Raw genomic sequence first — 20,583 nt, forward strand, 5'->3', positions numbered from 1 at the left:
TGAGCCTGCTCGCGATAGCGCCTGTGGCTTCAACATATAATTTTCAGGATGTCCCCCCATGCTCCAACTGATCCTCGGCGGCGCCCGCTCCGGCAAAAGCCGTCTGGCCGAAAAACTCGCCAGCGATAGCGGCCTGGCCGTGACTTACATCGCCACCAGTCAACCGCTGGACGGTGAAATGAGCGATCGCGTCGCCCATCACCGCGCCCGCCGTCCCGCCGAATGGGCGCTCATCGAAGAACCCTTGGAACTGGCCCGCGTCCTGCGCGAAAGCGCCAGTGCCGAGCGTTGCCTGCTGGTCGATTGCCTGACCCTGTGGCTGACCAATCTGCTGATGCTCGATGACGCCGAACGCCTCGCTGCCGAGCGCGAAGCCCTGCTCGAATGCCTGGCCTCGCTGCCGGGAGAAATCATTTTTGTCAGCAACGAGACCGGAATGGGTGTCGTGCCGCTGGGCGAATTGACTCGCCGCTACGTCGATGAAGCCGGTTGGCTGCATCAAGCTCTGGCCGAGCGCTGTCAGCGTGTTGTCCTGACCGTCGCCGGCCTGCCCCTGACTCTGAAAGGACCTGCGTTATGACTCAAACCTGGTGGCTGAACCCGTGCAAACCGGTCGATCTCAACGTCGTTGAACAAGCGACGGCGCGGCAACAGCAACTGACCAAACCGGCGGGTTCGCTGGGGCGTCTGGAATCGGTCGCGGTGCAATTGGCCGGCCTGCAAGGCCAGGTCAAACCGACGCTCTCGCAAGTGTGGATCGCGATTTTTGCCGGTGATCACGGCGTGGTCGCTGAAGGTGTTTCGGCGTTCCCGCAGGAAGTCACCGGGCAGATGCTGCTCAACTTTGTCAGCGGCGGTGCGGCGATCAGTGTGTTGGCGCGGCAGCTTGGCGCGCAGCTGGAAGTGGTCGATCTGGGCACGGTGAATCCCGCGCTGAACCTGCCGGGTGTGCGTCATTTGAACATTGGCGCGGGTACGGCGAACTTCGCTCAGGGTGCGGCAATGACTCAGGCTCAGGGCGAACTCGCCTTGCAGGCCGGTCGCGACAGTCTGTTACGGGCGAAAGCGGCGGGCGCGCAGTTGTTCATCGGCGGCGAAATGGGTATTGGCAACACCACCGCGGCGAGTGCCTTGGCCTGCGCCTTGCTCGATTGCCCGGTGGCGCATCTGACCGGCCCCGGCACCGGGCTGAATGCCCAAGGTGTCAGCCATAAAGCACAAGTGATCGAGCGTGCGCTGGCATTGCACGCCGGACAGCGTGGCGATGCGTTGCAGACCCTGTTCAATCTCGGTGGTTTCGAAATCGCCGCACTGGTCGGTGCCTATCTGGCAGCGGCTCAAGAAGGCGTTGCGGTGCTGGTCGACGGCTTTATCTGCACGGTCGCGGCGCTGGTCGCGGTGCGTTTGAATCCGGCCTGTCGCGAGTGGTTGCTGTTCGGTCATCGTGGCGCGGAGCCGGGCCATCGTCATGTGCTGGAAACGCTGAAGGCCGAGCCGTTGCTGGAACTCGGCCTGCGTCTGGGCGAGGGCAGTGGCGCTGCGCTGGCGGTGCCATTGTTGCGTCTGGCCTGCGACCTGCACGGGCAGATGGCGACGTTCGCTGAAGCGGCGGTAGCGGATCGTCCGGCATGACTCTGCAACTGGATCTGCTGCGCCATGGTGAGACTGAGCTCGGCGGTGGTCTGCGTGGCAGCCTCGACGATGCGCTGACTGAAAAGGGTTGGTTGCAGATGCGTGCGGCGGTGGTCGAGGGCGGGCCTTGGGCTCGGATTGTCAGTTCGCCGTTGCAGCGTTGTGCGCGGTTCGCCGCTGAGCTGGGTGAGCAACTGAACCTGTCAATGCATCTGGACAAGGATCTGCAGGAACTGCATTTCGGCGCGTGGGAAGGGCAGAGCGCGGCAGCGTTGATGGAGACCGATGCCGAGGCCTTGGGGTTGTTCTGGGCCGATCCGTATTCGTTCACGCCGCCGCAGGGTGAACCGGTCAGCGAGTTCGCGGCTCGGGTGCTGGCGGCCGTTGCGCGCCTGCACAATGCATACGCTGGCGAGCGGGTTTTGCTGATCAGTCACGGTGGTGTGATGCGCCTGTTGCTGGCGCAAGCGCGCGGGTTGCCGCGCGAACAACTGCTCAATGTCGAAGTCGCTCACGGCGCGTTGTTTGCGCTGACGGTTCAAGCGGATGGTTCGCTCAAGGAAGGTCGCTGACATGTTGCCGCTGTGGATCGCCCTGCAATTTCTCAGCAGCCTGCCGATTCGTTTGCCGGGGATGCCCGAACCGGAACAGCTTGGGCGGTCGCTGCTGTTTTATCCGCTGGTTGGGCTGCTGTTTGGCGTGATCCTGTGGGCGTTGAATCTGGCGTTGGCGGGCGCGCCGTTGTTGTTGCATGCGGCGCTGTTGCTGACGGTGTGGGTGTTGCTCAGTGGCGCGTTGCATCTCGATGGCCTGGCCGACAGCGCCGATGCCTGGCTCGGCGGTTTTGGTGATCGCGAGCGCACGCTGACGATCATGAAAGATCCGCGCAGCGGGCCGATTGCGGTGGTCACGCTGGTGTTGGTGTTGTTGCTCAAGTTTGCTGCGCTGCTGGCGCTGATCGAACAGCAGCAAGGTCTGGCATTGATCATCGTGCCGTTGCTCGGGCGGGCGGCGTTGCTTGGGCTGTTTCTGACTACGCCCTATATGCGGGCCGGCGGGTTGGGGCAGGCGTTGGCGGATCATTTGCCGCGCAGGGCTGGATGGTGGGTGTTGGGCATGAGTGCGCTGGCCTGCGTGATGATCGCCGGGTTGGGCGCCGTCGTTGCGCTGGTGATTGCTCTCGGAGTGTTTGTCTGGCTGCGGCAGGTGATGATGCGGCGGTTGGGCGGGACGACGGGCGATACGGCGGGGGCGTTGCTGGAATTGCTGGAGATGGTGATATTGGTTGGATTGGTTTTGGTCTGACAGTTTTGGATTGTTTGTACCGGCCTCTTCGCGTGCAGGCTCGCTCCCACAGGGGATCGCATTTTCAAATGTGGGAGCGAGCCTGCTCGCGAAATCGATCTGTCAGGCAGCACAAATGTTATGGGTAAACTCATCTGTAACTTGATTTAACACAGTCGCGGGTATATACACGCATCATGCTTCCTTCTCAGTGTTTGTGCACCAACCTGCGTCGCGCCGCTCGTGGCGTCAGCAGGCATTACGATGGCGCTCTCGATGGCTTCGGGATCAACGTTGCCCAGTATTCTTTGCTGTGCAACCTGCAGCGTCTGGATCAACCGAGCATCTCGGAACTGGCCGAAGCCATGGGTCTTGATCGCAGCACTCTCGGGCGCAATCTGCGGGTGCTGGAGGGTGAGGGGCTGGTGGCGTTGGCCGAGGGCGAGGACATGCGCAATCGCATCGTCAAACTCACCGAAACCGGCGTGCAGCGCCTGGCAGCGGCACTGCCGGCCTGGGAGGCGGCGCAGCAGCGGTTGATCGATCGACTGGGTGCCGAGAAGCGTGAAACCTTGCTCAGATTGCTGGATGAACTGGCCTGAGGCCGGTTTTTCCAAACTCAAGCGGGTATATACCCGCAAGCGGAGAATAACAATGACATCGATGTGGCGTACGTGCGGTTGGGTTTTGGTCGGAAGTGCGCTGATTTTGGCGTTGTCATTGGGCGTGCGGCACGGTTTTGGCCTGTTTCTGTCACCGATGAGCGCGCAGTTCGGCTGGGGGCGCGAGGTGTTTGCCTTCGCCATCGCTTTGCAGAATTTGATCTGGGGCCTGGCGCAACCGTTTACCGGCGCATTGGCTGACCGCTTCGGCGCGGCAAAAGTGGTGCTCATTGGTGGGCTGCTCTACGCGGCGGGTCTGGTGTGCATGGGCCTGTCGGACTCAGCGGTGACGCTGTCACTGAGCGCCGGTTTGCTGATCGGTATCGGTCTGTCCGGCACTTCGTTCTCGGTGATTCTCGGCGTCGTCGGCCGCGCCGTGCCGCCGGAGAAACGCAGCATGGGCATGGGCATTGCCAGCGCCGCCGGTTCGTTCGGCCAGTTCGCCATGTTGCCGGGCACCCTCGGGTTGATCGGCTGGCTCGGCTGGTCGGCGGCACTGTTGGTCTTGGGGCTGCTGGTGGCGATGATCGTGCCGCTGGTGAGCATGCTCAAGGACAAGCCGTTACCAGTGCTCGGCCATGAACAAACCTTGTCCGAAGCCCTGCGCGAAGCCTGTTCGCATTCGGGTTTCTGGTTGTTGGCATTCGGCTTTTTTGTCTGCGGTTTTCAGGTGGTGTTCATCGGTGTGCACCTGCCTGCGTATCTGGTCGATCAGCATCTGCCCGCCAGTGTCGGCACCACGGTGCTGGCGTTGATCGGCCTGTTCAATATCTTCGGCACCTACACCGCCGGTTGGCTCGGCGGGCGTATGTCCAAACCGCGTCTGCTGACAGCGTTGTACCTATTGCGCGCGGTGGTGATTGTGCTGTTCCTGTGGCTGCCGGTGACGACCACGTCGGCCTACCTGTTTGGCATGGCCATGGGCTTCCTGTGGCTGTCGACGGTGCCGTTGACCAACGGTACGGTGGCGACCTTGTTTGGTGTGCGAAACCTGTCCATGCTCGGCGGCATCGTGTTCCTGTTCCATCAGCTCGGCTCGTTTCTTGGCGGCTGGCTGGGCGGGGTGGTGTATGACCGAACCGGGAGTTATGACTTGATCTGGCAAGTGGCGATTCTATTGAGTCTGCTGGCGGCGGCGCTGAACTGGCCGGTGCGCGAACGGCCGGTCGCGCGCCTGCAAGCCGCTGCGAGCGCCGTATGAGTCAACTCTGGTCACGAATCGTCATCACCGCACTCGGCGCCGCATTGCTGGCGCTGGTGTGGTGGGGCTGGCATCAGGGTGGTCTGGCGTTGATGCAGTTGGGCATGAGCATTTGCTAGAAACAGGCATGGCGAGTAACGTCAAACTCTGACGACTGCTCAAGGATGCTCGACATGCTGATGCGCTGGTGTGCTGTTCCCGCGTTGCTGATGGCGTTGACTGGTCTGGCCCAGGCCGCCGACTGTCCCGAATTGCTGCAAGGCTCGCTGCCCAAACTGCGAGCCAAGGAATCCATCGATCTGTGCAAACAGTACGCCGACAAACCGTTGGTGGTGGTCAACACCGCAAGCTTCTGCGGTTTCGCGCCGCAGTTCGAAGGCCTGGAGGCGCTGCATAAGCGCTACGAAGGGCAAGGGCTGGAAATGCTCGGCGTGCCTTCCAATGACTTCAAGCAGGAGTCCAAGGACAGCGCCGAGACCGCCAAGGTCTGTTACGCCAATTACGGCGTGACGTTCGCCATGACCGAGCCGCAGAAGGTTCGTGGTGATGATGCTGCGCATCTGTTCCAGGTGCTGGCCGCACAGAGCAGCGCACCGAAGTGGAATTTCTACAAGTATGTGGTCGATCGCCAGGGCAAGGTGATCGCCAATTTCTCCAGCCTGACCAAGCCTGATGATCCGGAATTTATTGCCGCGATCGAAAAGGCTATCGCCTCGAAACCCTTGAAGCCCTGACCTGTAGGAGCTGCGGCACGCTGCGATCTTTTGATTTTAAAAAAACAGATCAAAAGATCGCAGCCTCGTTGCACTCGACAGCTCCTACAGGTCGCACAAATTTCAGGCATTAAAAAGCCCCGCCTCTGCAAAGAGAGCGGGGCTTTTTGTGGGCGAGGGGTTAGCCTCGCCACACAGCATCAGAAGCGGTAAGTAGCGCCGACACCGAAACCGTTTGCCGAGTTTTCATACTTGGCGTCGTAGCTCTGGCCACGGTTGTTTTCGTTGCGGATCTTCACTGACTCTTCTTTCAGGTACGAGTAAGCGACGTCGATGGTCAGGTCGTCGGTCGGGCTCCAGCCAGCACCGATACTGAAGATGGTGCGGTCGCCAGTCGGAATGCGTGGCGAACGGTCTTCGTTATTGGTCGGCGACTGGTCGAAGGTCAGACCGGTACGCAATACCCATTCCTTGTTCAACTGATACGACGTACCCACGGCGTACGCCCAGGAGTCATGCCAGTTCTGGTCTTCGTTGATCGAACCGAACTGGCCGGCCAGCAGCGGCTGAACGCCAGAGTTCTTGACGGTGATTTTTTCCAGCTGGCTCCAACGGGTCCAGGTGGTACCGGCATACACGTTCCAGCGATCGTTGATCGCCTGGGTTACCGAGAGGTCGACCGATTCAGGTGTGGTGATCTTCAGCGAAGCGTCGTACTTCTGGCTGGCGCCCAGACCGACTGCGGCCAGTGCGCCGTAGTTGACCTTGGTGTTGCCTTCGAGCTTGTAGTCGACTTTCGAGTGATAGGTCAGGCCCACGCGAGTGGAGTCGGTGGCTTGTACCAGCAGGCCGACGTTGTAGCCCAGTGCAGTGTCGTCACCCTTGATCTTGACCTTGCCGTCCGGCAGGGCTTGAGTGATCGACAGATTGGATTCCAGTGCACCGTCAATGCGGTTGATGGTTGGGCCGAAACCGATCGAAACTTTGTCGTTGAAGGCGTAGCTGACGGTCGGTTGGAAAGTGATGACTTGCACTTCGGACTTGCTGCCGAAGTAACGGCCGGCAAAGCCGTTTTCATAATCAGTGATCAGGCCGAACGGCACATAAACACCGAGGCCGAATGCCCAATGCTCATCGATCGGTTTGACGTAGAAGCCCATAGGTACAGCGGTGAAGGGCACCATGTCGCCTTTGTTGCTGCCGCCATTGGGGCTGGAGCTGGCATTGCTGATATCGGTATGAGCATCGACAACGGCTACACCACCGGTAACTTGTTCACGCTTGATGCGCGACATGCCGGCAGGGTTGCCATAAACAGTACTTGCGTCGTCAGCAGAAGAAGATCGCCCGGCAAAACCAGTCCCCATCCCACTGATGCTTTGTTCGTTGAGGGCAAAGCCGGCCGCGAAAATTTGAGTGGAGGCAAGGGTAACGGCGAGGCTAAGGGTGGTTTTGAGCATGACTTTTTTCATTATTAGAACTCCTGATGATCACCGGGGCGAAAATTACCAACATTTTCGTCCCAGCGCTATAGTCCGTATGCCTTGAGTTAGAGCGGTTTTGTAGGACAATCCGACCAAAATCGCGACCTGTTGTGCGATCTTCTGAAACCGGTCGGTCAGCAGGCGACCTGATTCACCGTTGAAACACAGGTGTGCCAGGCGTAAGTGAAGTCGCGCAGGCGACCTTGGGGTTGAAAGGTCTGACGCCAGATACGCGCCATTCCCAGCAAGTCATTCGAATCGGGGAGGGTGGGGTTTTGCTCTTCCACAAGGAGCCAGGCAATAGCCGTGGCGTAACGCAGATTCACCGTCAGTTCCAGATGCGGGCCAGTCAGGAAAGCATGCTGGCTGGCGAGGCCGCGAACCAGGCTGGCGCGCTCCGGATCGAGTGCCAGGTAATCATCCCAAAGGGCTTGATGGCGCTGCTCGGCGATGCGGTAAAGCCCGTGGCCACGGCGGTCATGCAGGGCGGAACCGAGGGCTGACTGGCTGGCGGCGATGCCCAGCAGCAGAGATTCGGCAGTCGCGCTGTGACGTCCCAGGTAGATCAGCGTGGGACGGATCACGTAGCGGCACAGTTCGCTGGCAGCGATACCCATAAAACCCTCGGTTCTTGTTATTGATGGCGAGTCCTGAAGGGGGGGGCTTGGCAGCAGTGGATCGGTTCAGGCTCGCCGCAAGCGGATCACGCCGCTTGAGTTGAAGTGTAGTGTCATATTCGCGACGTAAAGGCCTGTTTTTAAAATATTTCCGGCTTCGAGTTATAACCGTTATATCCGTTGGTACTTAAGCGCCAACGGCTAAAAGTGAAACATCAGGCAATAAAAAGCCCCGCATTTTGTGCGGGGCTTTTGCTTTTGCAGCCTTTTCGGCTCTCAGGCAATCAATGCCTGACGGGTACGGTCGATCACGGCCTGCAGCGGTTCGGCGCTGGAGTACTGATCGGGGTACAGACGCTCGCTGTGGCGGGCGATACCGTGTTCGTTGACCAGTGTGAAGCTGAAGCAGCCTTTGCGAGCGGCCATGATCAGGCAGTTCATTGGTGCAAAAGCGTTGGTTAGGGTGCGAATGGCATCCTGAGTATGGATTTGAGTAGACATAGTTATTAGGTGTTCCTACAAATGACACGGATAAGAACCGTGCAACGTTAAAACGTTCCAGTAACGTCGACCACCATTGGTCGAACGAAGAACCCGACTGGAACAAAGCAGCCAGTTTGAAGCGCAATTAAGTTGGCGCGCTTGGGCTGGCAGGTAGGTACTTAGGAGGGCAGGCAACACATCAAGGGCAAAGGTTCTGGGCCCGGGGTGAAGATCCTGATCAATTTGCAGGTTGGTTCGGTCAGAGTAAGTGGTCTTCGCAACACCCTTCGCATCATTCGAAGGCAGTGTCGTCGCAAGATTTACCTGGAAACCATCGAGGGGTCGTTCCCGCTTTTTTCGGTAGGGCTTCTTGGTAGAAGGCTGACCGTGGGGATGTGTTCGACCGGAATTGACTTTCAGCTTGGTACTAACGCCGCGGATACTAACGGATCGAAATGCTTAAAGCAAACCCTGGTTTGAAAAAGACTGAAATCGACCACTGCTTCAGCTCCGCTGATCTGCAGATTCAGGCCAGATGGTGCAGATTGCTACCGTCGGTCGGTGTAGCTCCACTCACAAAACTGTGTGTTTACGCCGCTTATCCCCAGAGTCATGGTGAAAACGCTCGGAAAAAGTGCATCGATATAACCCAGTAACAGGTACTTGTGCACATTAGTTGCGCGACCTGTAACGGCACTGTCACATCAATCCTGACCCCGATGGCTGCCTGTAACGAAAGTTTAAGTCAATGAAAAACATCGCTTTTTTTTGTTGGTGAAAAAATCGTCAGTTTGACTGCGGGCCCCATTCCATAAGGCTTTGCGAGGGTTGGAGGGCGGTTGTCCACTGAGTTATCCACAGCTTCTGTGGATTGTCCCGAGCGCTTGCTCTAGGACGGGCGTGCCGGGTTGTTTTTCGACTTTACCTGTAAGAAAAAGAGAGTAGAGTGGCGCGCCTTCCGATTCGTCCCACAGTGCTTTATGAAGTTTCGCTCAGTATCAGACTCTGTAACCTCAGAACCTCCCCGTGTTACTCCGCCCAAGCGCTTTACCGTTCGCGTTGCCGAATGGCTGCTCGACAGCCCGCGCCTGAGCGCCAGCCACAATGCCAAACACCTCGCTGGCCGCCTGCTCAAGCAACCGGCGCGTGAAGGTGTCGTCGCCGCGCAAAGTCGTCTCGGTCAACTGATGTGCCGCGAGTGCGGTAACGCTCGGGATCGGCGCATCGGTCAGGATCTGCTGCGCCAGGCCGCCCGCGCTGGTGATCGTCGCGCGCAGCAGGAACTCGGTCTGCTCGAAGACTGAGCTGTCCAAGACCTGACACCTTGGTTAACCTTCAGGCTTTATCGAATCGGCAGGAGTCGTTATGGCGATGGACTTGACCAGCGTGTTGCTCGGTCTCGCAGGGGCAGGGCTGCCATTGTTGGCACTCGCCTGGCAACTGCAGCGTCGGGCGAGCAATGGCCAAGCCGAGGTCGCCTTGCTCGAAGAACGGCTGGCCATGGCCCAACTGGCCCAGGACGGACTCAACGCGCAACTCGACGCCAGCCGCGATGAAGTGGCCGATCTCGGCCAGGCCAATGCCGCCAAGCAGGCTGATCTGGCCGCTCTGCGCCGGGAAGTCGAATTGCTGCAGATCGAGCGTGACGACGCCCGCGATGCCTCCCACGCCTGGAACCTCGAACGCGCCAATAAGGAAGCTGAACTGCGCCGCCTCGACGCACAGGCCGCTTCGCTGAACGCCGAACTGCGCGAGCAGCAGGAAAGTCATCAGCAACGCCTCAGCGACTTGCAAGGTTCGCGCGATGAACTGCGCGCGCAGTTTGCCGAACTGGCCGGGAAGATCTTCGATGAGCGCGAGCAGCGTTTTGCCGAGACCAGTCAGCAACGGCTCGGCCAGTTGCTGGATCCGCTCAAGGAGCGCATTCAATCCTTCGAAAAACGTGTGGAAGAAAGCTATCAGGCCGAGGCCCGCGAGCGCTTCTCGCTGGCCAAGGAGCTTGAACGGTTGCAGGCGCTCAACCTGCGTTTGAGCGACGAAGCGACCAACCTGACCCGCGCCCTCAAAGGCCAGAAAACCCAAGGCAACTGGGGCGAGCTGATTCTTGAACGTGTGCTCGAACACGCCGGTCTGGAGAAGGGCCGCGAGTACCAGACGCAGGTCAATCTCAAAGGCCCGGACGGCGAGCGCTTCCAGCCTGACGTGATCATCTATCTGCCGGGCGACAAGCAAGTGGTGGTGGACTCCAAGGTGAGCCTCACCGCCTATCAGCAATACGTGGCTGCCGACGACGACAGCCTCGGGCAGATTGCGATCAAGCAGCACGTCCTGTCGTTACGCAATCACGTCAAAGGCCTGGCCGGCAAGGACTACAAGCGTCTGGAAGGGCTGCACAGCCTCGATTTCGTTTTGCTCTTCGTGCCGATCGAAGCGGCGTTTTCGGCGGCGTTGCAGGCGGAGCCATCACTGTTTCAGGAAGCCTTCGACCGCAACATCGTCATCGTCAGCCCGACCACGTTGCTGGCGACTTTGCGCGTGATCGACAGTCTGTGGAAGCAGGAGCGTCAGAGCCAGAACGCCCGGGAAATCGCCGAGCGCGCCGGGTGGCTGTACGACAAGTTTGTGCTGTTTATTCAGGATCTCGACGAGGTCGGCAATCGTCTGCAACAGCTGGATAAAGCCTACAGCTCAGCGCGCAACAAGCTCACAGAGGGGCGCGGCAATCTGGTCAGTCGCAGTGAACAGCTGAAGTTGCTCGGTGCGCGGGCGAGCAAAAGCTTGCCGGCGGATTTGCTGGAACGGGCGATGACCGATGTCGATGGTCTTGTCGAACTCCCTGAATAAAGTTCAAAAGATCGCAGCCTCCGGCAGCTCCTACAGGATGTACGCCGTACCAATGTAGGAGCTGCCGGAGGCTGCGATCTTTTGCTTCTACAACGGCAAATACCGACTCAACAACGCCCGCAACGCCGCCGGCTTCACCGGTTTGGCCAGATAATCCAGCCCCGCCGCATGCACCTGCGCGACCATCTCCGGTCGCCCGTCAGCACTGATCACCACCCCCGGCACCGGCTCACCCAGATGCGTGCGCAACCACGCCATCAACTCGGTGCCGGTATCCCCGTGATCGAGGTGATAGTCGACCAGCGCCACTTGCGGTCGCACCCCGTCGTTCAACAACGCCGCGCATTCCTCACGATTACGCGCCGTCCATACCTGACAGCCCCAGCGGCTCAGCAGGCTGTTCATGCCGATCAGAATGCTGTCTTCGTTGTCGATGCACAGCACTTGCGCGCCGCTCAGCAATTTGCCACTCAATTCAACCGCGGCGCTCGCCGGCACGGCTTGTGAGCGAGCCAGCGGCACGCTGACGCTGAACACACTGCCGCGCCCCGGCCACGAACGCACACGCAAGGTATGCCCGAGTACACGGCACAAACCATCGGCAATCGCCAAACCCAGCCCGAGACCTTTTTCGGCGCGGGTCTGATGGCTGTCGAGGCGCTTGAACTCCTCGAAAATCACCTGCTGTTTATCTTCCGGAATCCCTGGTCCGCGATCCCACACCTCCAGGCACAACTCGCCGCCACGTCGACGCACGCCCAGCAACACCGGGCCTTTGGCGTAGCGAAATGCGTTGGTGAGGAAGTTCTGCAGAATACGTCTGAGCAATTTGATGTCGCTGTCGATGCGCAGATGACTGCCGCGTACACGGAAGGTCAATCCTTGTTCCTGGGCCAGCGCCTTGAACTCGGCGCCGAGAATGTCGAACAGCTCATTGACGGCGAACGGCTTGCGATCCGGGTTGATCTTGCCGTTTTCCAGTCGGGAAATATCCAGCAGATCGCTGATCAGATCCTCGGCCGAGCGCAAGGAACTGTCGAGATGTTGCACCAGTGTCTGCGCCTCGCTGCTCAAGCCGTCATCCTGATGGGAGAGGGCGGCGGAGAACAGGCGGGCGGCGTTCAGCGGTTGCATCAAGTCATGGCTGACCGCCGCGAGGAAGCGGGTTTTCGACTGGTTGGCCGCCTCGGCGGTGCCCTTGGCTTCGGTCAGCGCGACGTTGAGTTGCGACAGTTCCTGAGTGCGTTCGCTGACCCGTTGCTCCAGCCCTTCGTTGGCTTCGGTCAACGCCTGCTCGGCTTCGCGGAACGCGGTGATGTCGGTGAAACTCATGACGAAACCGCCACCGGGCATCGGGTTGCCGATCAGCTCGATCACCCGGCCGTTGGGGAACAAACGTTCAGAGGTATGCGCGCGGCCTTGACGCATCCAGTGCAAACGCCGGGCAACGTGGACTTCCGCTTCACCGGGGCCGCACAAACCGCGCTCGGCGTTGTAGCGGATGATGTCGGCAATCGGTCGGCCAACGCTGATCAAACCGTCCGGGTAGTTGAACAGTTCCAGATAGCGCCGGTTCCAGGCCACCAGTTTCAGCGACTGGTCGACCACGCTGATGCCTTGGGTGATGTTCTCGATCGCACCTTGCAGCAGAGCGCGGTTGAATTGCAGTACCTCGGAGGCTTCGTCGGCGATTCGGACGACGTCTTCCAGTTGCATTTCCCGACCTTCGATGGCGGCTTTTACTACAGCACGCGTCGAAGAAGCGCCAAGCACACCGGCCAGCAAGCGCTCGGTATGGGCAATCCATTCGCCGTCGGCATTCTGGTTCGGGTTGAAGCCTTTGCCCTGTCGATAGGCGAAGCGAATAAAGCTCTGCCGCGCACGTTCCTCACCGACGAAACGCGCGGCCAATTGCAGCAAATCGTCGATCTGCACCGCCAGCATCGAGCGTGCACTCGGCCGTGCGCTGATCTCCTGTCCGATGAAGCGCCCGGCCTGCCAGTGCTCCGACACGCGCGTGCGGGATAACACCGAAACCCAGGCAAACAGGGTGAAGTTACCGGCCAGCGACAACACCACACCTTGGGTCAGCGGGGTGATCGGCAGGTTCAGTGGATTGCTGTGCAGCCACGCCAGCCCCGGAAAACTGCTCAGCGACCAACCGAGACTGTGCGCGGCAATCGGCAGGATCAACGTGTAGAACCAGAGGAAAGTGCCCGCAGCCAAACCTGCGAAAACGCCGCGACGGTTGGCCTGTTTCCAGTACAAGGCACCGAGCATGGCGGGTGCCAGTTGAGTCACGGCGGCGAAGGCGATCTGGCCGATGGTCGCCAGACTCGCGGTCGAGCCGAGCAAGCGATAGCTGACGTACGCCAGCAACAGAATCACCACGATGCTCACGCGCCGCACCGAGAGCATCCACTGGCGGAATACTTCGAACGGGCGCTCGGCGTTATTTCTGCGCAGCAACCACGGCAACAGCATGTCGTTGGAGACCATGGTCGACAGCGCAACACTGGCGACAATCACCATGCCGGTCGCCGCCGACGCGCCACCGATAAACGCAAGCATCGCCAGTGCCGGGTGGGCTTGCGCCAGTGGCAGGCTGATCACGAAGGAGTCGGGCAAGACGTCACTTGGCAACATCATCTGACCGGCTAAAGCGATCGGGACTACGAACAGTGCAGCCAGGGCGAGGTACGCCGGAAATACCCATTTGGCCAGGCGCAGATCCTGCGGATCAATGTTCTCCACCACCGTGACGTGGAACTGCCGGGGCAGACAGATGATCGCCATCATCGCCACGCCGGTCTGCACCACCATCGACGGCCAATTGATGGTTTCTTTCCAGTATTCCTCAAGCCGCGGGGCGAGCATGGCCTGGTTGAACAGGTCATCGAAACCGTCATACAGGCCATAGGTGACGAAGGCACCGACGGCGAGAAAAGCGAACAGTTTGACCAGCGATTCGAAGGCAATCGCCAACACCATGCCACGGTGGTGTTCGGTGGCATCGAGGTTGCGCGTACCGAAGACTATGGTGAACAGTGCCAGCACCAGTGACACGATCAGCGCGGTGTCTTGGGCGCGAGTGCCCATGGCGTCGGCACCGGCGCCGATCAACAGATTCACGCCGAGAACGATGCCTTTGAGTTGCAGGGCGATGTAGGGGAGGACGCCGACCAGACAGATCAGCGCTACGACCACCGCCAGCGATTGCGATTTGCCGTAGCGTGCAGCGATAAAGTCAGCGATGGAGGTGATGTTCTCCTGTTTGCTGATCATCACCATTTTCTGCAGGACCCACGGCGCGCCCACCAACAGCAGGATCGGTCCGAGGTAAATCGGCAGGAATGACCACAGTTGTTCGGCTGCCTGGCCGACCGCACCGAAGAACGTCCAGCTGGTGCAGTAAACCGCCAGCGACAGGCTGTACACCCAGGCACGCACGCGCGGCGGCAACGGCGCGCTGCGTCGGTCGCCGTAAAAGGCGATGGCGAACATGATGGCCATATAGGCCAGGGCGACGGCGGCGATCAGCCCGGTGGACAGCGACATGCAACACTCCCGACAAAAGACTCCCCGGCACTCCTGCCCGGGCGGACAGTCTCGCATGCGCGGGGCGGTTAGTCAGTGTCGACCAAGGTCGTGGCGTGGCGGGGTGTCGCAGTTTTGAATGGAGGCGTTGTGCGTTGACATTGCCAGGCATCGAACCCTGTAGGAGCTGTCGAGTGAAACGAGGCTGCGATCTTTTTATTTTTCAAAATCAAGATCAAAAGATCGCAGCGTGCCGCAGCTCCTACATGAATATCGGCGTCAGTCCTGACGTAGCGCAATATCGATCAGCCGATGCAGCTCATCCACCTCCAGCGCCGCCGCCGAAAACAGGATACGGAACACCACCGGCGCCACCACCAGATTGATCAACCGATCAACACTCGGCGCCGCCTCATCGGGATGTCGCGCGATGATCGTCTGCAATTGCGCGCCAATGATCGTCACGCAATACCCCGGCGTAGCGCTCGCCTGCACGTCGCGCATCATGTTGCGCCCAGGCTCCGAACTCATCTCATCGAGATACTGCTCGGCCCACGCACGAATATCACTGCGCAGGCTGCCGGTTTGCGCCGGTTCGCTGTCCGGGCGCATGCGGGCGAGGGCGACGTCTGCTAGCAACGCGGACAGATCACCCCAACGCCGGTAAATCGTCGATGGCGTCACCCCGGCGCGAGCGGCGATTTGCGGGACGGTCACGCTCGAGCGCTCCTGTTCTTGCAGGAGCGCACGGACTGCCGAATGAATTGCATCTTGCACCCGGGCACTGCGGCCGCCGGGGCGTAAACCTTCTTTAATAGCCATGCGGCAGACCTTAACACAAAGAATTTGCTTTAAGCGCGAGGCAGTAGCACACTCCGCAAAAGCAAAAAATTAGCTTTTGCGGAGTGTGCCCATGATCAGCCTTGCTTCCAATCGATCCAGCCTGTGGTTTCTGGCGATCACCTTACTCAGTTTTCTCGCTGCTTCCACGGCGCCGACACCGCTGTATCACTTGTATCAGGATCAACTGCATTTCTCGGCAGCCGTTCTGACCCTGATTTTCGGCGTCTACGCCCTCAGCCTGTTGGCGGCGCTATTAACTGTCGGCTCCCTTTCCGATCACCTGGGACGTAAACCGGTGATCTTCACCGCCGTGCTGCTCAACGCGTTGGCGATGTTGCTGTTTATCTACGCCGACAGTGTGGCGTGGCTGATCAGCGCGCGTGTTCTGCAAGGATTTGCCACCGGCATGGCCACCGCTGTTTTAAGCGCGACCCTGCTCGACACGGATCGCCAGCAGGGGCCGTTGATCAACAGTGTGGCGCCGTTGCTCGGCATGGCCTTGGGCGGCATGGGCTGCGGTTTGTTGGCCGAATTTGCGCCGGCACCGCTGCAACTGACCTATTGGCTGCTGCTCGCACTGTTTGTATTGCAGGGCATTTATGTCTGGCGCTTACCGGAAAGCGTCACCCCGCAAGCCGGGGCGTGGGCATCGTTGCGGCCGACTTTGCATGTGCCGGTGCAGGCACGTTCAACGTTGTGGCGAGTGTTGCCGCTGAACACCGCAACCTGGGCGCTCGGCGGTTTCTACGCCTCCCTCGCGCCATCGCTGGTGCGCACCGCCACCGGTTCGACTTCCAATCTGATCGGCGGCGCAACCGTGGCTGCCCTGACGGTGACCGGTGCATTGATGATTTTCACGCTGCGCAATCGTCCCGCGACAAGGGCATTGCAGTTGGGCGCGAGCCTGTTGCCGATCGGCCTGGTGTTGATTCTGCTGGGGGTGCACAGCGCCAGTCTGTCGGTGTTTTTCCTCGGCACGCTGGTCGCCGGTTGCGGCTTTGGTTCGGGATTTCTCGGTGCCGTGCGTAGTCTGGTGCCACTGGCCTTGCCTCATGAGCGTGCCGGATTGATGGCGGCCTATTACGTACTCAGTTATCTGGCGTTCTGTCTGCCGGCGTTGCTCGCCGGGCACTTGTCGCGCAGCTACGGTCTGCTGGCGACCACCGATGGTTACGGGGCAATTCTGATCGTGTTGGCTTTAGGCGCCCTGTTGCTGAGCCTGCGTCCAGCGCCATCCAAAGTGTGCCGCGTTCCATAAACGGCGCGCTTTCGGTTAGCCTTGCCCCGCCTCTTCGCACGGATCGACTCATGAAGATTATTCGCAGCAAGACCTTCACCGCCGAGCGCGCCTGGGGCGCGCTGGACATCGCCAACATGAACGGCATCACCACGCGCCTGCACTGGACGGATCAGCCGTACAAATGGCACGTCAACGACGGCGAAGAAGTGTTTGTGGTGCTCGATGGCCAAGTGCTGATGCATTACCGCGAGTCAGGCGAAGAAAAACAGGTGCAGCTGGATGTCGGCGACATCTTCTATGCGAGCGTCGGCACCGAGCACGTCGCCCATCCGCAAGGTGCAGCGCGGATTCTGGTGATCGAGAGCGAAGGCAGCGTCTGAATGCTTATTGGCAAAACAGATAACAGTTAGAGATATTACCCGTTATATAGATATTCGATTCGGTTCTACCATGGACTCAACCTCACCAGAGGACAGGAGTTCATGATGATTTGCCCCAACAGTGCCAAACCCGGCATCAAGCCGCTCAGTCAGCTTCAGCATCCGCGCGAAGTGATCCGCCAGTTCACCCCGAACTGGTTCGCTGCCACAATGGGCACCGGTGTGCTGGCGTTGGCGTTGGCGCAACTGCCGTTGGCCATTCCAGGCCTGCACGCCATTGCTGAAGGTTTGTGGTTGTTCAACATTCTGTTGTTCAGCCTGTTTACCGCTGCCTACGCCGCGCGCTGGATTTTGTTCTTCGATGAAGCGCGGCGGATTTTCGGCCACTCCACGGTATCGATGTTCTTCGGCACCATTCCCATGGGCCTGGCGACGATCATCAACGGCTTTCTGTTGTTTGGTCTGTCGCGTTGGGGCGACGGTGTGATTCATCTTGCCGAAGTGCTGTGGTGGATCGATGTGGCCATGTCGCTGGCTTGCGGCGTGTTGATTCCGTACATGATGTTTACCCGTCAGGAACACAGCATCGACCAGATGACCGCCGTTTGGCTGCTGCCGGTAGTCGCAGCCGAAGTGGCGGCGGCCAGCGGTGGTTTGCTTGCACCGCATCTCACCGATGCCCACTCGCAACTGGTGGTGCTGACGACAAGCTACGTGCTCTGGGCCTTTTCCCTACCGGTAGCGTTCAGTATTCTGACGATTCTGCTGCTGCGCATGGCCCTGCACAAACTGCCCCACGAGAACATGGCTGCCTCGAGCTGGCTGGCCCTCGGCCCGATCGGCACCGGTGCGCTGGGCATGTTGCTGTTGGGCGGTGATGCGCCAGCGATTTTCGCGGCGAACGGTCTGCCAGGCATCGGCGAGATCGCTTCTGGTCTGGGACTTATTGCCGGCATTACCCTGTGGGGCTTCGGGTTGTGGTGGATGCTGATGGCGCTGCTGATCACCGTGCGTTACTTGCGTGACGGCATTCCGTTCAACCTCGGCTGGTGGGGATTCACCTTCCCGTTGGGCGTGTATTCGCTGGCAACCCTGAAACTGGCGAGCACTCTGAACCTGACGTTTTTCAGCGTCGTCGGCACGCTGCTGGTGATGTTGCTGGCGGTGATGTGGCTGATTGTCGGCAAACGCACCGTGCAAGGTGCGTGGCGTGGCGAGCTGTTTGTCTCGCCATGTATTGCAGGTTTGAAGAAATAACCTGAAAGTTTTAGGTAAGGTGTGGCCTGGATCGCGGTTCGAGAATCCAATAAGCAGTACCCAGGCCTCTCTACCTTAAACATCAGGGAAACACGGAAGATGAGTCACCCCTCACAGTTCAACCTGCTGCGCACCCGGCGCTTCTTGCCGTTCTTCATCACGCAGTCGCTCGGCGCGTTCAACGACAACGTGTTCAAGCAGTCGCTGATCCTCGCCATTCTTTATCGGCTGACCATCGAGGGTGACCGTTCGATCTGGGTCAACCTGTGTGCGTTGCTGTTTATCCTGCCGTTCTTCCTGTTCTCGGCGCTGGCCGGGCAGTTTGGGGAAAAGTTCGCCAAGGACGCGCTGATCCGTCTGATCAAACTCGCGGAAATCGCGATCATGGCCGTAGGATCGGTCGGTTTCCTGTTCGATCATTTGTCGCTGATGCTGGTGGCGCTGTTCGCCATGGGCACGCATTCGGCGCTGTTCGGGCCGGTGAAGTATTCGATCCTGCCGCAAGCGCTGCGCGAGGATGAGTTGGTGGGCGGCAACGGCCTGGTGGAAATGGGCACGTTTCTGGCGATTCTCGCCGGGACGATTGGTGCCGGGGTCATCATGTCCTCTTCGCACTATGCGCCGTTGGTGTCCTGCGCGATCGTCGGGATTGCCGTGCTGGGTTATCTCGCCAGTCGCAGCATTCCCCGCGCAGCGGCAGCGTCGCCTGAGATGCGTCTGAACTGGAACATCTTCAGCCAGTCCTGGGCCACCTTGAAACTCGGTCTGGGCCAGACCCCGGCGGTGTCACGCTCGATTGTCGGCAACTCGTGGTTCTGGTTTGTCGGGGCGATTTATCTGACGCAGATTCCAGCCTATGCCAAAGAGTGGATGCACGGTGATGAGACCGTGGTCACCCTGATTCTGACGGTGTTCTCGGTCGGTATCGCGCTCGGCTCGATGCTCTGCGAGAAACTGTCCGGGCGCAAAGTCGAGATTGGCTTGGTGCCGTTCGGCTCGTTTGGTCTGACCGTGTTCGGTTTGCTGTTGTGGTGGCACTCCGGCGGAATTCCCGACAGTGTCACTGGCCACAGCTGGATCGAGGTGCTGGGCTTCGTGCACACCTGGGCGGTGTTGATCGATATTCTTGGCCTCGGCATCTTCGGTGGTTTCTACATCGTGCCGCTGTATGCCTTGATCCAGTCACGTACCGCTGAAAACGAGCGCGCGCGGGTGATTGCCGCCAACAACATTCTCAACGCGTTGTTTATGGTGGTATCAGCCATCGTCTCGATCGTGCTGCTGAGCGTGGCCAAGCTGTCGATTCCGCAGTTGTTCCTCGTGGTGTCGCTGCTGAATATCGGCGTCAACGCCTACATCTTCAAAATCGTCCCCGAGTTCAGCATGCGTTTCATGATCTGGCTACTCAGCCATTCCATGTACCGCGTCGAGCACCGTAACCTTGAGGCGATTCCCGATGAAGGCGCGGCATTGCTGGTGTGCAACCACGTGTCGTTCGTCGATGCCTTGCTGATTGGCGGTGCGGTGCGTCGGCCGATTCGCTTTGTCATGTACTACAAGATCTACAACTTGCCGGTGCTGAACTTTATCTTCCGCACGGCGGGGACAATTCCGATTGCCGGACGTAATGAAGACATCCAGATTTACGAAAAGGCGTTCACCCGGATTGCTCAATATCTGAAGGACGGCGAGCTGGTGTGCATCTTCCCGGAAGGCAAGTTGACCGCCGACGGCGAGATGAACGAATTCCGGGGCGGGCTGACGCGGATTCTCGAGGAGACGCCGGTACCGGTGATTCCGTTGGCGTTGCAGGGGTTGTGGGGGAGTTTCTTCAGTCGCGATCCGAATAAAGGTGTGTTTCGGCGGTTGTGGTCGCGGGTGACGTTGGTGGCGGGTGCGCCGGTAGGCATTGATGTGGCTGAGCCGGCGAAGTTGCAGGGGTTGGTCGGGGAGTTGCGCGGGGCTGTCAGATAGCCGCTGATTGTGTTGGCGTTATCGCGAGCAGGCTCACTCCTACATTTGAAATGCGTTTCCCTGTAGGAGTGAGCCTGCTCGCGATTGCGGTAGATGCCTAAGCGCTGACCTTAAGCCCAATCAACCCGGTAATGATCAACGCCACACTGGCCAGCCGAATCAACGCCATCGACTCGCCAAACAGGATGATCCCGGCAATCACCGTGCCCACCGCACCGACTCCGGTCCAGATCGCATACGCCGTGCCCAACGGCAATTCTTTCATCGCCAGGCCAAGCAGGCCAAGGCTGATGGCCATGGCCGCAACGGTCAGTACGGTGGGTAGCGGGCGGGTGAAGCCGTCGGTGTATTTCAGGCCGACGGCCCAGCCGACTTCGAACAGGCCGGCGAAAAACAGAATGATCCAGGACATGCAAGACCTCCATCGATAGA

At 59.5% G+C, this 20,583-nt stretch carries 20 protein-coding genes; 14 read left to right on the forward strand and 6 right to left on the reverse strand.

The genetic code is table 11. The annotated features are described in order from the left end of the window. Positions 1–58: 58 nt before the first annotated feature. The 8 genes from cobU (at position 59) to CKW17_RS11885 (ending at position 5,513) form a co-directional block, all read left to right on the forward strand. On the forward strand, positions 59–580 hold the full coding sequence (gene cobU / locus CKW17_RS11855; RefSeq protein ID WP_095119961.1) for a bifunctional adenosylcobinamide kinase/adenosylcobinamide-phosphate guanylyltransferase: 522 nt from the start codon (positions 59–61) through the stop codon (positions 578–580). Next, the gene (cobT, locus tag CKW17_RS11860) at positions 577–1,632 is read left to right on the forward strand and encodes a nicotinate-nucleotide--dimethylbenzimidazole phosphoribosyltransferase (RefSeq protein ID WP_095119962.1); all 1,056 of its coding nucleotides are present in this window, start codon (positions 577–579) and stop codon (positions 1,630–1,632) included. The genes cobU and cobT overlap by 4 nt, the downstream gene beginning before the upstream one ends. After that, positions 1,629–2,204, forward strand: coding sequence for an alpha-ribazole phosphatase family protein (cobC, locus tag CKW17_RS11865; protein ID WP_095119963.1), 576 nt, complete (start codon positions 1,629–1,631; stop codon positions 2,202–2,204). Before cobT ends, cobC begins: the two co-directional genes overlap by 4 nt. A gap of 1 nt (position 2,205) precedes the next feature. Then, complete coding sequence (locus CKW17_RS11870; protein ID WP_095119964.1) at positions 2,206–2,937, forward strand: adenosylcobinamide-GDP ribazoletransferase; 732 nt, start codon at positions 2,206–2,208, stop codon at positions 2,935–2,937. A 176-nt stretch (positions 2,938–3,113) separates the two neighbouring features. Further along, positions 3,114–3,518: a MarR family winged helix-turn-helix transcriptional regulator gene (locus CKW17_RS11875; RefSeq protein ID WP_007919794.1), complete on the forward strand. Its 405-nt coding sequence runs from the start codon at positions 3,114–3,116 to the stop codon at positions 3,516–3,518. Positions 3,519–3,570: 52 nt separating this feature from the next. Next, positions 3,571–4,779 carry an MFS transporter gene (locus tag CKW17_RS11880; RefSeq protein WP_095119965.1) on the forward strand — a complete coding sequence of 403 codons (1,209 nt, stop codon included), beginning with the start codon at positions 3,571–3,573 and terminating at the stop codon, positions 4,777–4,779. Beyond that, on the forward strand, positions 4,776–4,898 hold the full coding sequence (locus CKW17_RS30550) for a hypothetical protein (protein WP_256586225.1): 123 nt from the start codon (positions 4,776–4,778) through the stop codon (positions 4,896–4,898). The genes CKW17_RS11880 and CKW17_RS30550 overlap by 4 nt, the downstream gene beginning before the upstream one ends. Positions 4,899–4,952: 54 nt before the next feature. After that, complete coding sequence (locus CKW17_RS11885) at positions 4,953–5,513, forward strand: glutathione peroxidase (protein ID WP_095119966.1); 561 nt, start codon at positions 4,953–4,955, stop codon at positions 5,511–5,513. Between the two features lie 179 nt (positions 5,514–5,692). On the opposite strand, the gene CKW17_RS11890 is transcribed toward CKW17_RS11885, so the two are convergent. From CKW17_RS11890 to CKW17_RS11900, 3 genes are all read right to left on the reverse strand, one after another. Continuing rightward, on the reverse strand, positions 5,693–6,964 hold the full coding sequence (locus tag CKW17_RS11890) for an OmpP1/FadL family transporter (RefSeq protein ID WP_095119967.1): 1,272 nt from the start codon (positions 6,962–6,964) through the stop codon (positions 5,693–5,695). 146 nt (positions 6,965–7,110) lie between these two features. Continuing rightward, the gene (locus tag CKW17_RS11895; RefSeq protein ID WP_095119968.1) at positions 7,111–7,593 is read right to left on the reverse strand and encodes a hypothetical protein; all 483 of its coding nucleotides are present in this window, start codon (positions 7,591–7,593) and stop codon (positions 7,111–7,113) included. A gap of 276 nt (positions 7,594–7,869) precedes the next feature. Further along, positions 7,870–8,094: a hypothetical protein gene (locus CKW17_RS11900; RefSeq protein ID WP_034156218.1), complete on the reverse strand. Its 225-nt coding sequence runs from the start codon at positions 8,092–8,094 to the stop codon at positions 7,870–7,872. A gap of 962 nt (positions 8,095–9,056) precedes the next feature. Here CKW17_RS11900 and CKW17_RS11910 point away from each other — a divergent pair. After that, on the forward strand, positions 9,057–9,380 hold the full coding sequence (locus tag CKW17_RS11910) for a hypothetical protein (RefSeq protein ID WP_095119969.1): 324 nt from the start codon (positions 9,057–9,059) through the stop codon (positions 9,378–9,380). Positions 9,381–9,555: 175 nt separating this feature from the next. Next, complete coding sequence (gene rmuC / locus CKW17_RS11915) at positions 9,556–10,920, forward strand: DNA recombination protein RmuC (RefSeq protein ID WP_176470067.1); 1,365 nt, start codon at positions 9,556–9,558, stop codon at positions 10,918–10,920. An 87-nt stretch (positions 10,921–11,007) separates the two neighbouring features. Here the strand turns inward: rmuC and CKW17_RS11920 are convergent, their stop codons facing one another. Together CKW17_RS11920 and CKW17_RS11925 are read right to left on the reverse strand one after the other, a co-directional pair. Then, positions 11,008–14,478, reverse strand: a complete 3,471-nt coding sequence (locus tag CKW17_RS11920; protein ID WP_095119971.1) for a PAS domain-containing hybrid sensor histidine kinase/response regulator — start codon at positions 14,476–14,478, stop codon at positions 11,008–11,010. A 258-nt stretch (positions 14,479–14,736) separates the two neighbouring features. Next, on the reverse strand, positions 14,737–15,279 hold the full coding sequence (locus tag CKW17_RS11925) for a TetR/AcrR family transcriptional regulator (protein WP_095119972.1): 543 nt from the start codon (positions 15,277–15,279) through the stop codon (positions 14,737–14,739). Between the two features lie 91 nt (positions 15,280–15,370). Between CKW17_RS11925 and CKW17_RS11930 the strand changes: the two genes are divergently transcribed. From CKW17_RS11930 to CKW17_RS11945, 4 genes are all read left to right on the forward strand, one after another. Continuing rightward, on the forward strand, positions 15,371–16,558 hold the full coding sequence (locus CKW17_RS11930; protein ID WP_095119973.1) for an MFS transporter: 1,188 nt from the start codon (positions 15,371–15,373) through the stop codon (positions 16,556–16,558). A 50-nt stretch (positions 16,559–16,608) separates the two neighbouring features. Further along, positions 16,609–16,920: a cupin domain-containing protein gene (locus tag CKW17_RS11935; RefSeq protein ID WP_095119974.1), complete on the forward strand. Its 312-nt coding sequence runs from the start codon at positions 16,609–16,611 to the stop codon at positions 16,918–16,920. 105 nt (positions 16,921–17,025) lie between these two features. After that, positions 17,026–18,177, forward strand: coding sequence for a TDT family transporter (locus CKW17_RS11940; protein ID WP_095119975.1), 1,152 nt, complete (start codon positions 17,026–17,028; stop codon positions 18,175–18,177). A 99-nt stretch (positions 18,178–18,276) separates the two neighbouring features. Then, on the forward strand, positions 18,277–20,151 hold the full coding sequence (locus CKW17_RS11945; protein ID WP_095119976.1) for an MFS transporter: 1,875 nt from the start codon (positions 18,277–18,279) through the stop codon (positions 20,149–20,151). A gap of 97 nt (positions 20,152–20,248) precedes the next feature. Here the strand turns inward: CKW17_RS11945 and sugE are convergent, their stop codons facing one another. Next, positions 20,249–20,563, reverse strand: coding sequence for a quaternary ammonium compound efflux SMR transporter SugE (gene sugE, locus CKW17_RS11950; protein ID WP_003223093.1), 315 nt, complete (start codon positions 20,561–20,563; stop codon positions 20,249–20,251). Between the last annotated feature and the right edge of the window lie 20 nt (positions 20,564–20,583).

Origin of the sequence: Pseudomonas sp. Irchel s3f10 (assembly GCF_900187515.1) — a bacterium.
Lineage (GTDB): Bacteria > Pseudomonadota > Gammaproteobacteria > Pseudomonadales > Pseudomonadaceae > Aquipseudomonas > Aquipseudomonas tensinigenes.

Coding starts and splice junctions, on each gene's coding strand:
- cobU (WP_095119961.1), top strand. CDS start 59: ATGCTCCAACTGATCCTCGGCGGCGCCCGCTCCGGCAAAAGCCGTCTG.
- cobT (WP_095119962.1), top strand. CDS start 577: ATGACTCAAACCTGGTGGCTGAACCCGTGCAAACCGGTCGATCTCAAC.
- cobC (WP_095119963.1), top strand. CDS start 1,629: ATGACTCTGCAACTGGATCTGCTGCGCCATGGTGAGACTGAGCTCGGC.
- CKW17_RS11870 (WP_095119964.1), top strand. CDS start 2,206: ATGTTGCCGCTGTGGATCGCCCTGCAATTTCTCAGCAGCCTGCCGATT.
- CKW17_RS11875 (WP_007919794.1), top strand. CDS start 3,114: ATGCTTCCTTCTCAGTGTTTGTGCACCAACCTGCGTCGCGCCGCTCGT.
- CKW17_RS11880 (WP_095119965.1), top strand. CDS start 3,571: ATGACATCGATGTGGCGTACGTGCGGTTGGGTTTTGGTCGGAAGTGCG.
- CKW17_RS30550 (WP_256586225.1), top strand. CDS start 4,776: ATGAGTCAACTCTGGTCACGAATCGTCATCACCGCACTCGGCGCCGCA.
- CKW17_RS11885 (WP_095119966.1), top strand. CDS start 4,953: ATGCTGATGCGCTGGTGTGCTGTTCCCGCGTTGCTGATGGCGTTGACT.
- CKW17_RS11890 (WP_095119967.1), bottom strand. CDS start 6,964: ATGAAAAAAGTCATGCTCAAAACCACCCTTAGCCTCGCCGTTACCCTT.
- CKW17_RS11895 (WP_095119968.1), bottom strand. CDS start 7,593: ATGGGTATCGCTGCCAGCGAACTGTGCCGCTACGTGATCCGTCCCACG.
- CKW17_RS11900 (WP_034156218.1), bottom strand. CDS start 8,094: ATGTCTACTCAAATCCATACTCAGGATGCCATTCGCACCCTAACCAAC.
- CKW17_RS11910 (WP_095119969.1), top strand. CDS start 9,057: ATGAAGTTTCGCTCAGTATCAGACTCTGTAACCTCAGAACCTCCCCGT.
- CKW17_RS11920 (WP_095119971.1), bottom strand. CDS start 14,478: ATGTCGCTGTCCACCGGGCTGATCGCCGCCGTCGCCCTGGCCTATATG.
- CKW17_RS11925 (WP_095119972.1), bottom strand. CDS start 15,279: ATGGCTATTAAAGAAGGTTTACGCCCCGGCGGCCGCAGTGCCCGGGTG.
- CKW17_RS11930 (WP_095119973.1), top strand. CDS start 15,371: ATGATCAGCCTTGCTTCCAATCGATCCAGCCTGTGGTTTCTGGCGATC.
- CKW17_RS11935 (WP_095119974.1), top strand. CDS start 16,609: ATGAAGATTATTCGCAGCAAGACCTTCACCGCCGAGCGCGCCTGGGGC.
- CKW17_RS11940 (WP_095119975.1), top strand. CDS start 17,026: ATGATTTGCCCCAACAGTGCCAAACCCGGCATCAAGCCGCTCAGTCAG.
- CKW17_RS11945 (WP_095119976.1), top strand. CDS start 18,277: ATGAGTCACCCCTCACAGTTCAACCTGCTGCGCACCCGGCGCTTCTTG.
- sugE (WP_003223093.1), bottom strand. CDS start 20,563: ATGTCCTGGATCATTCTGTTTTTCGCCGGCCTGTTCGAAGTCGGCTGG.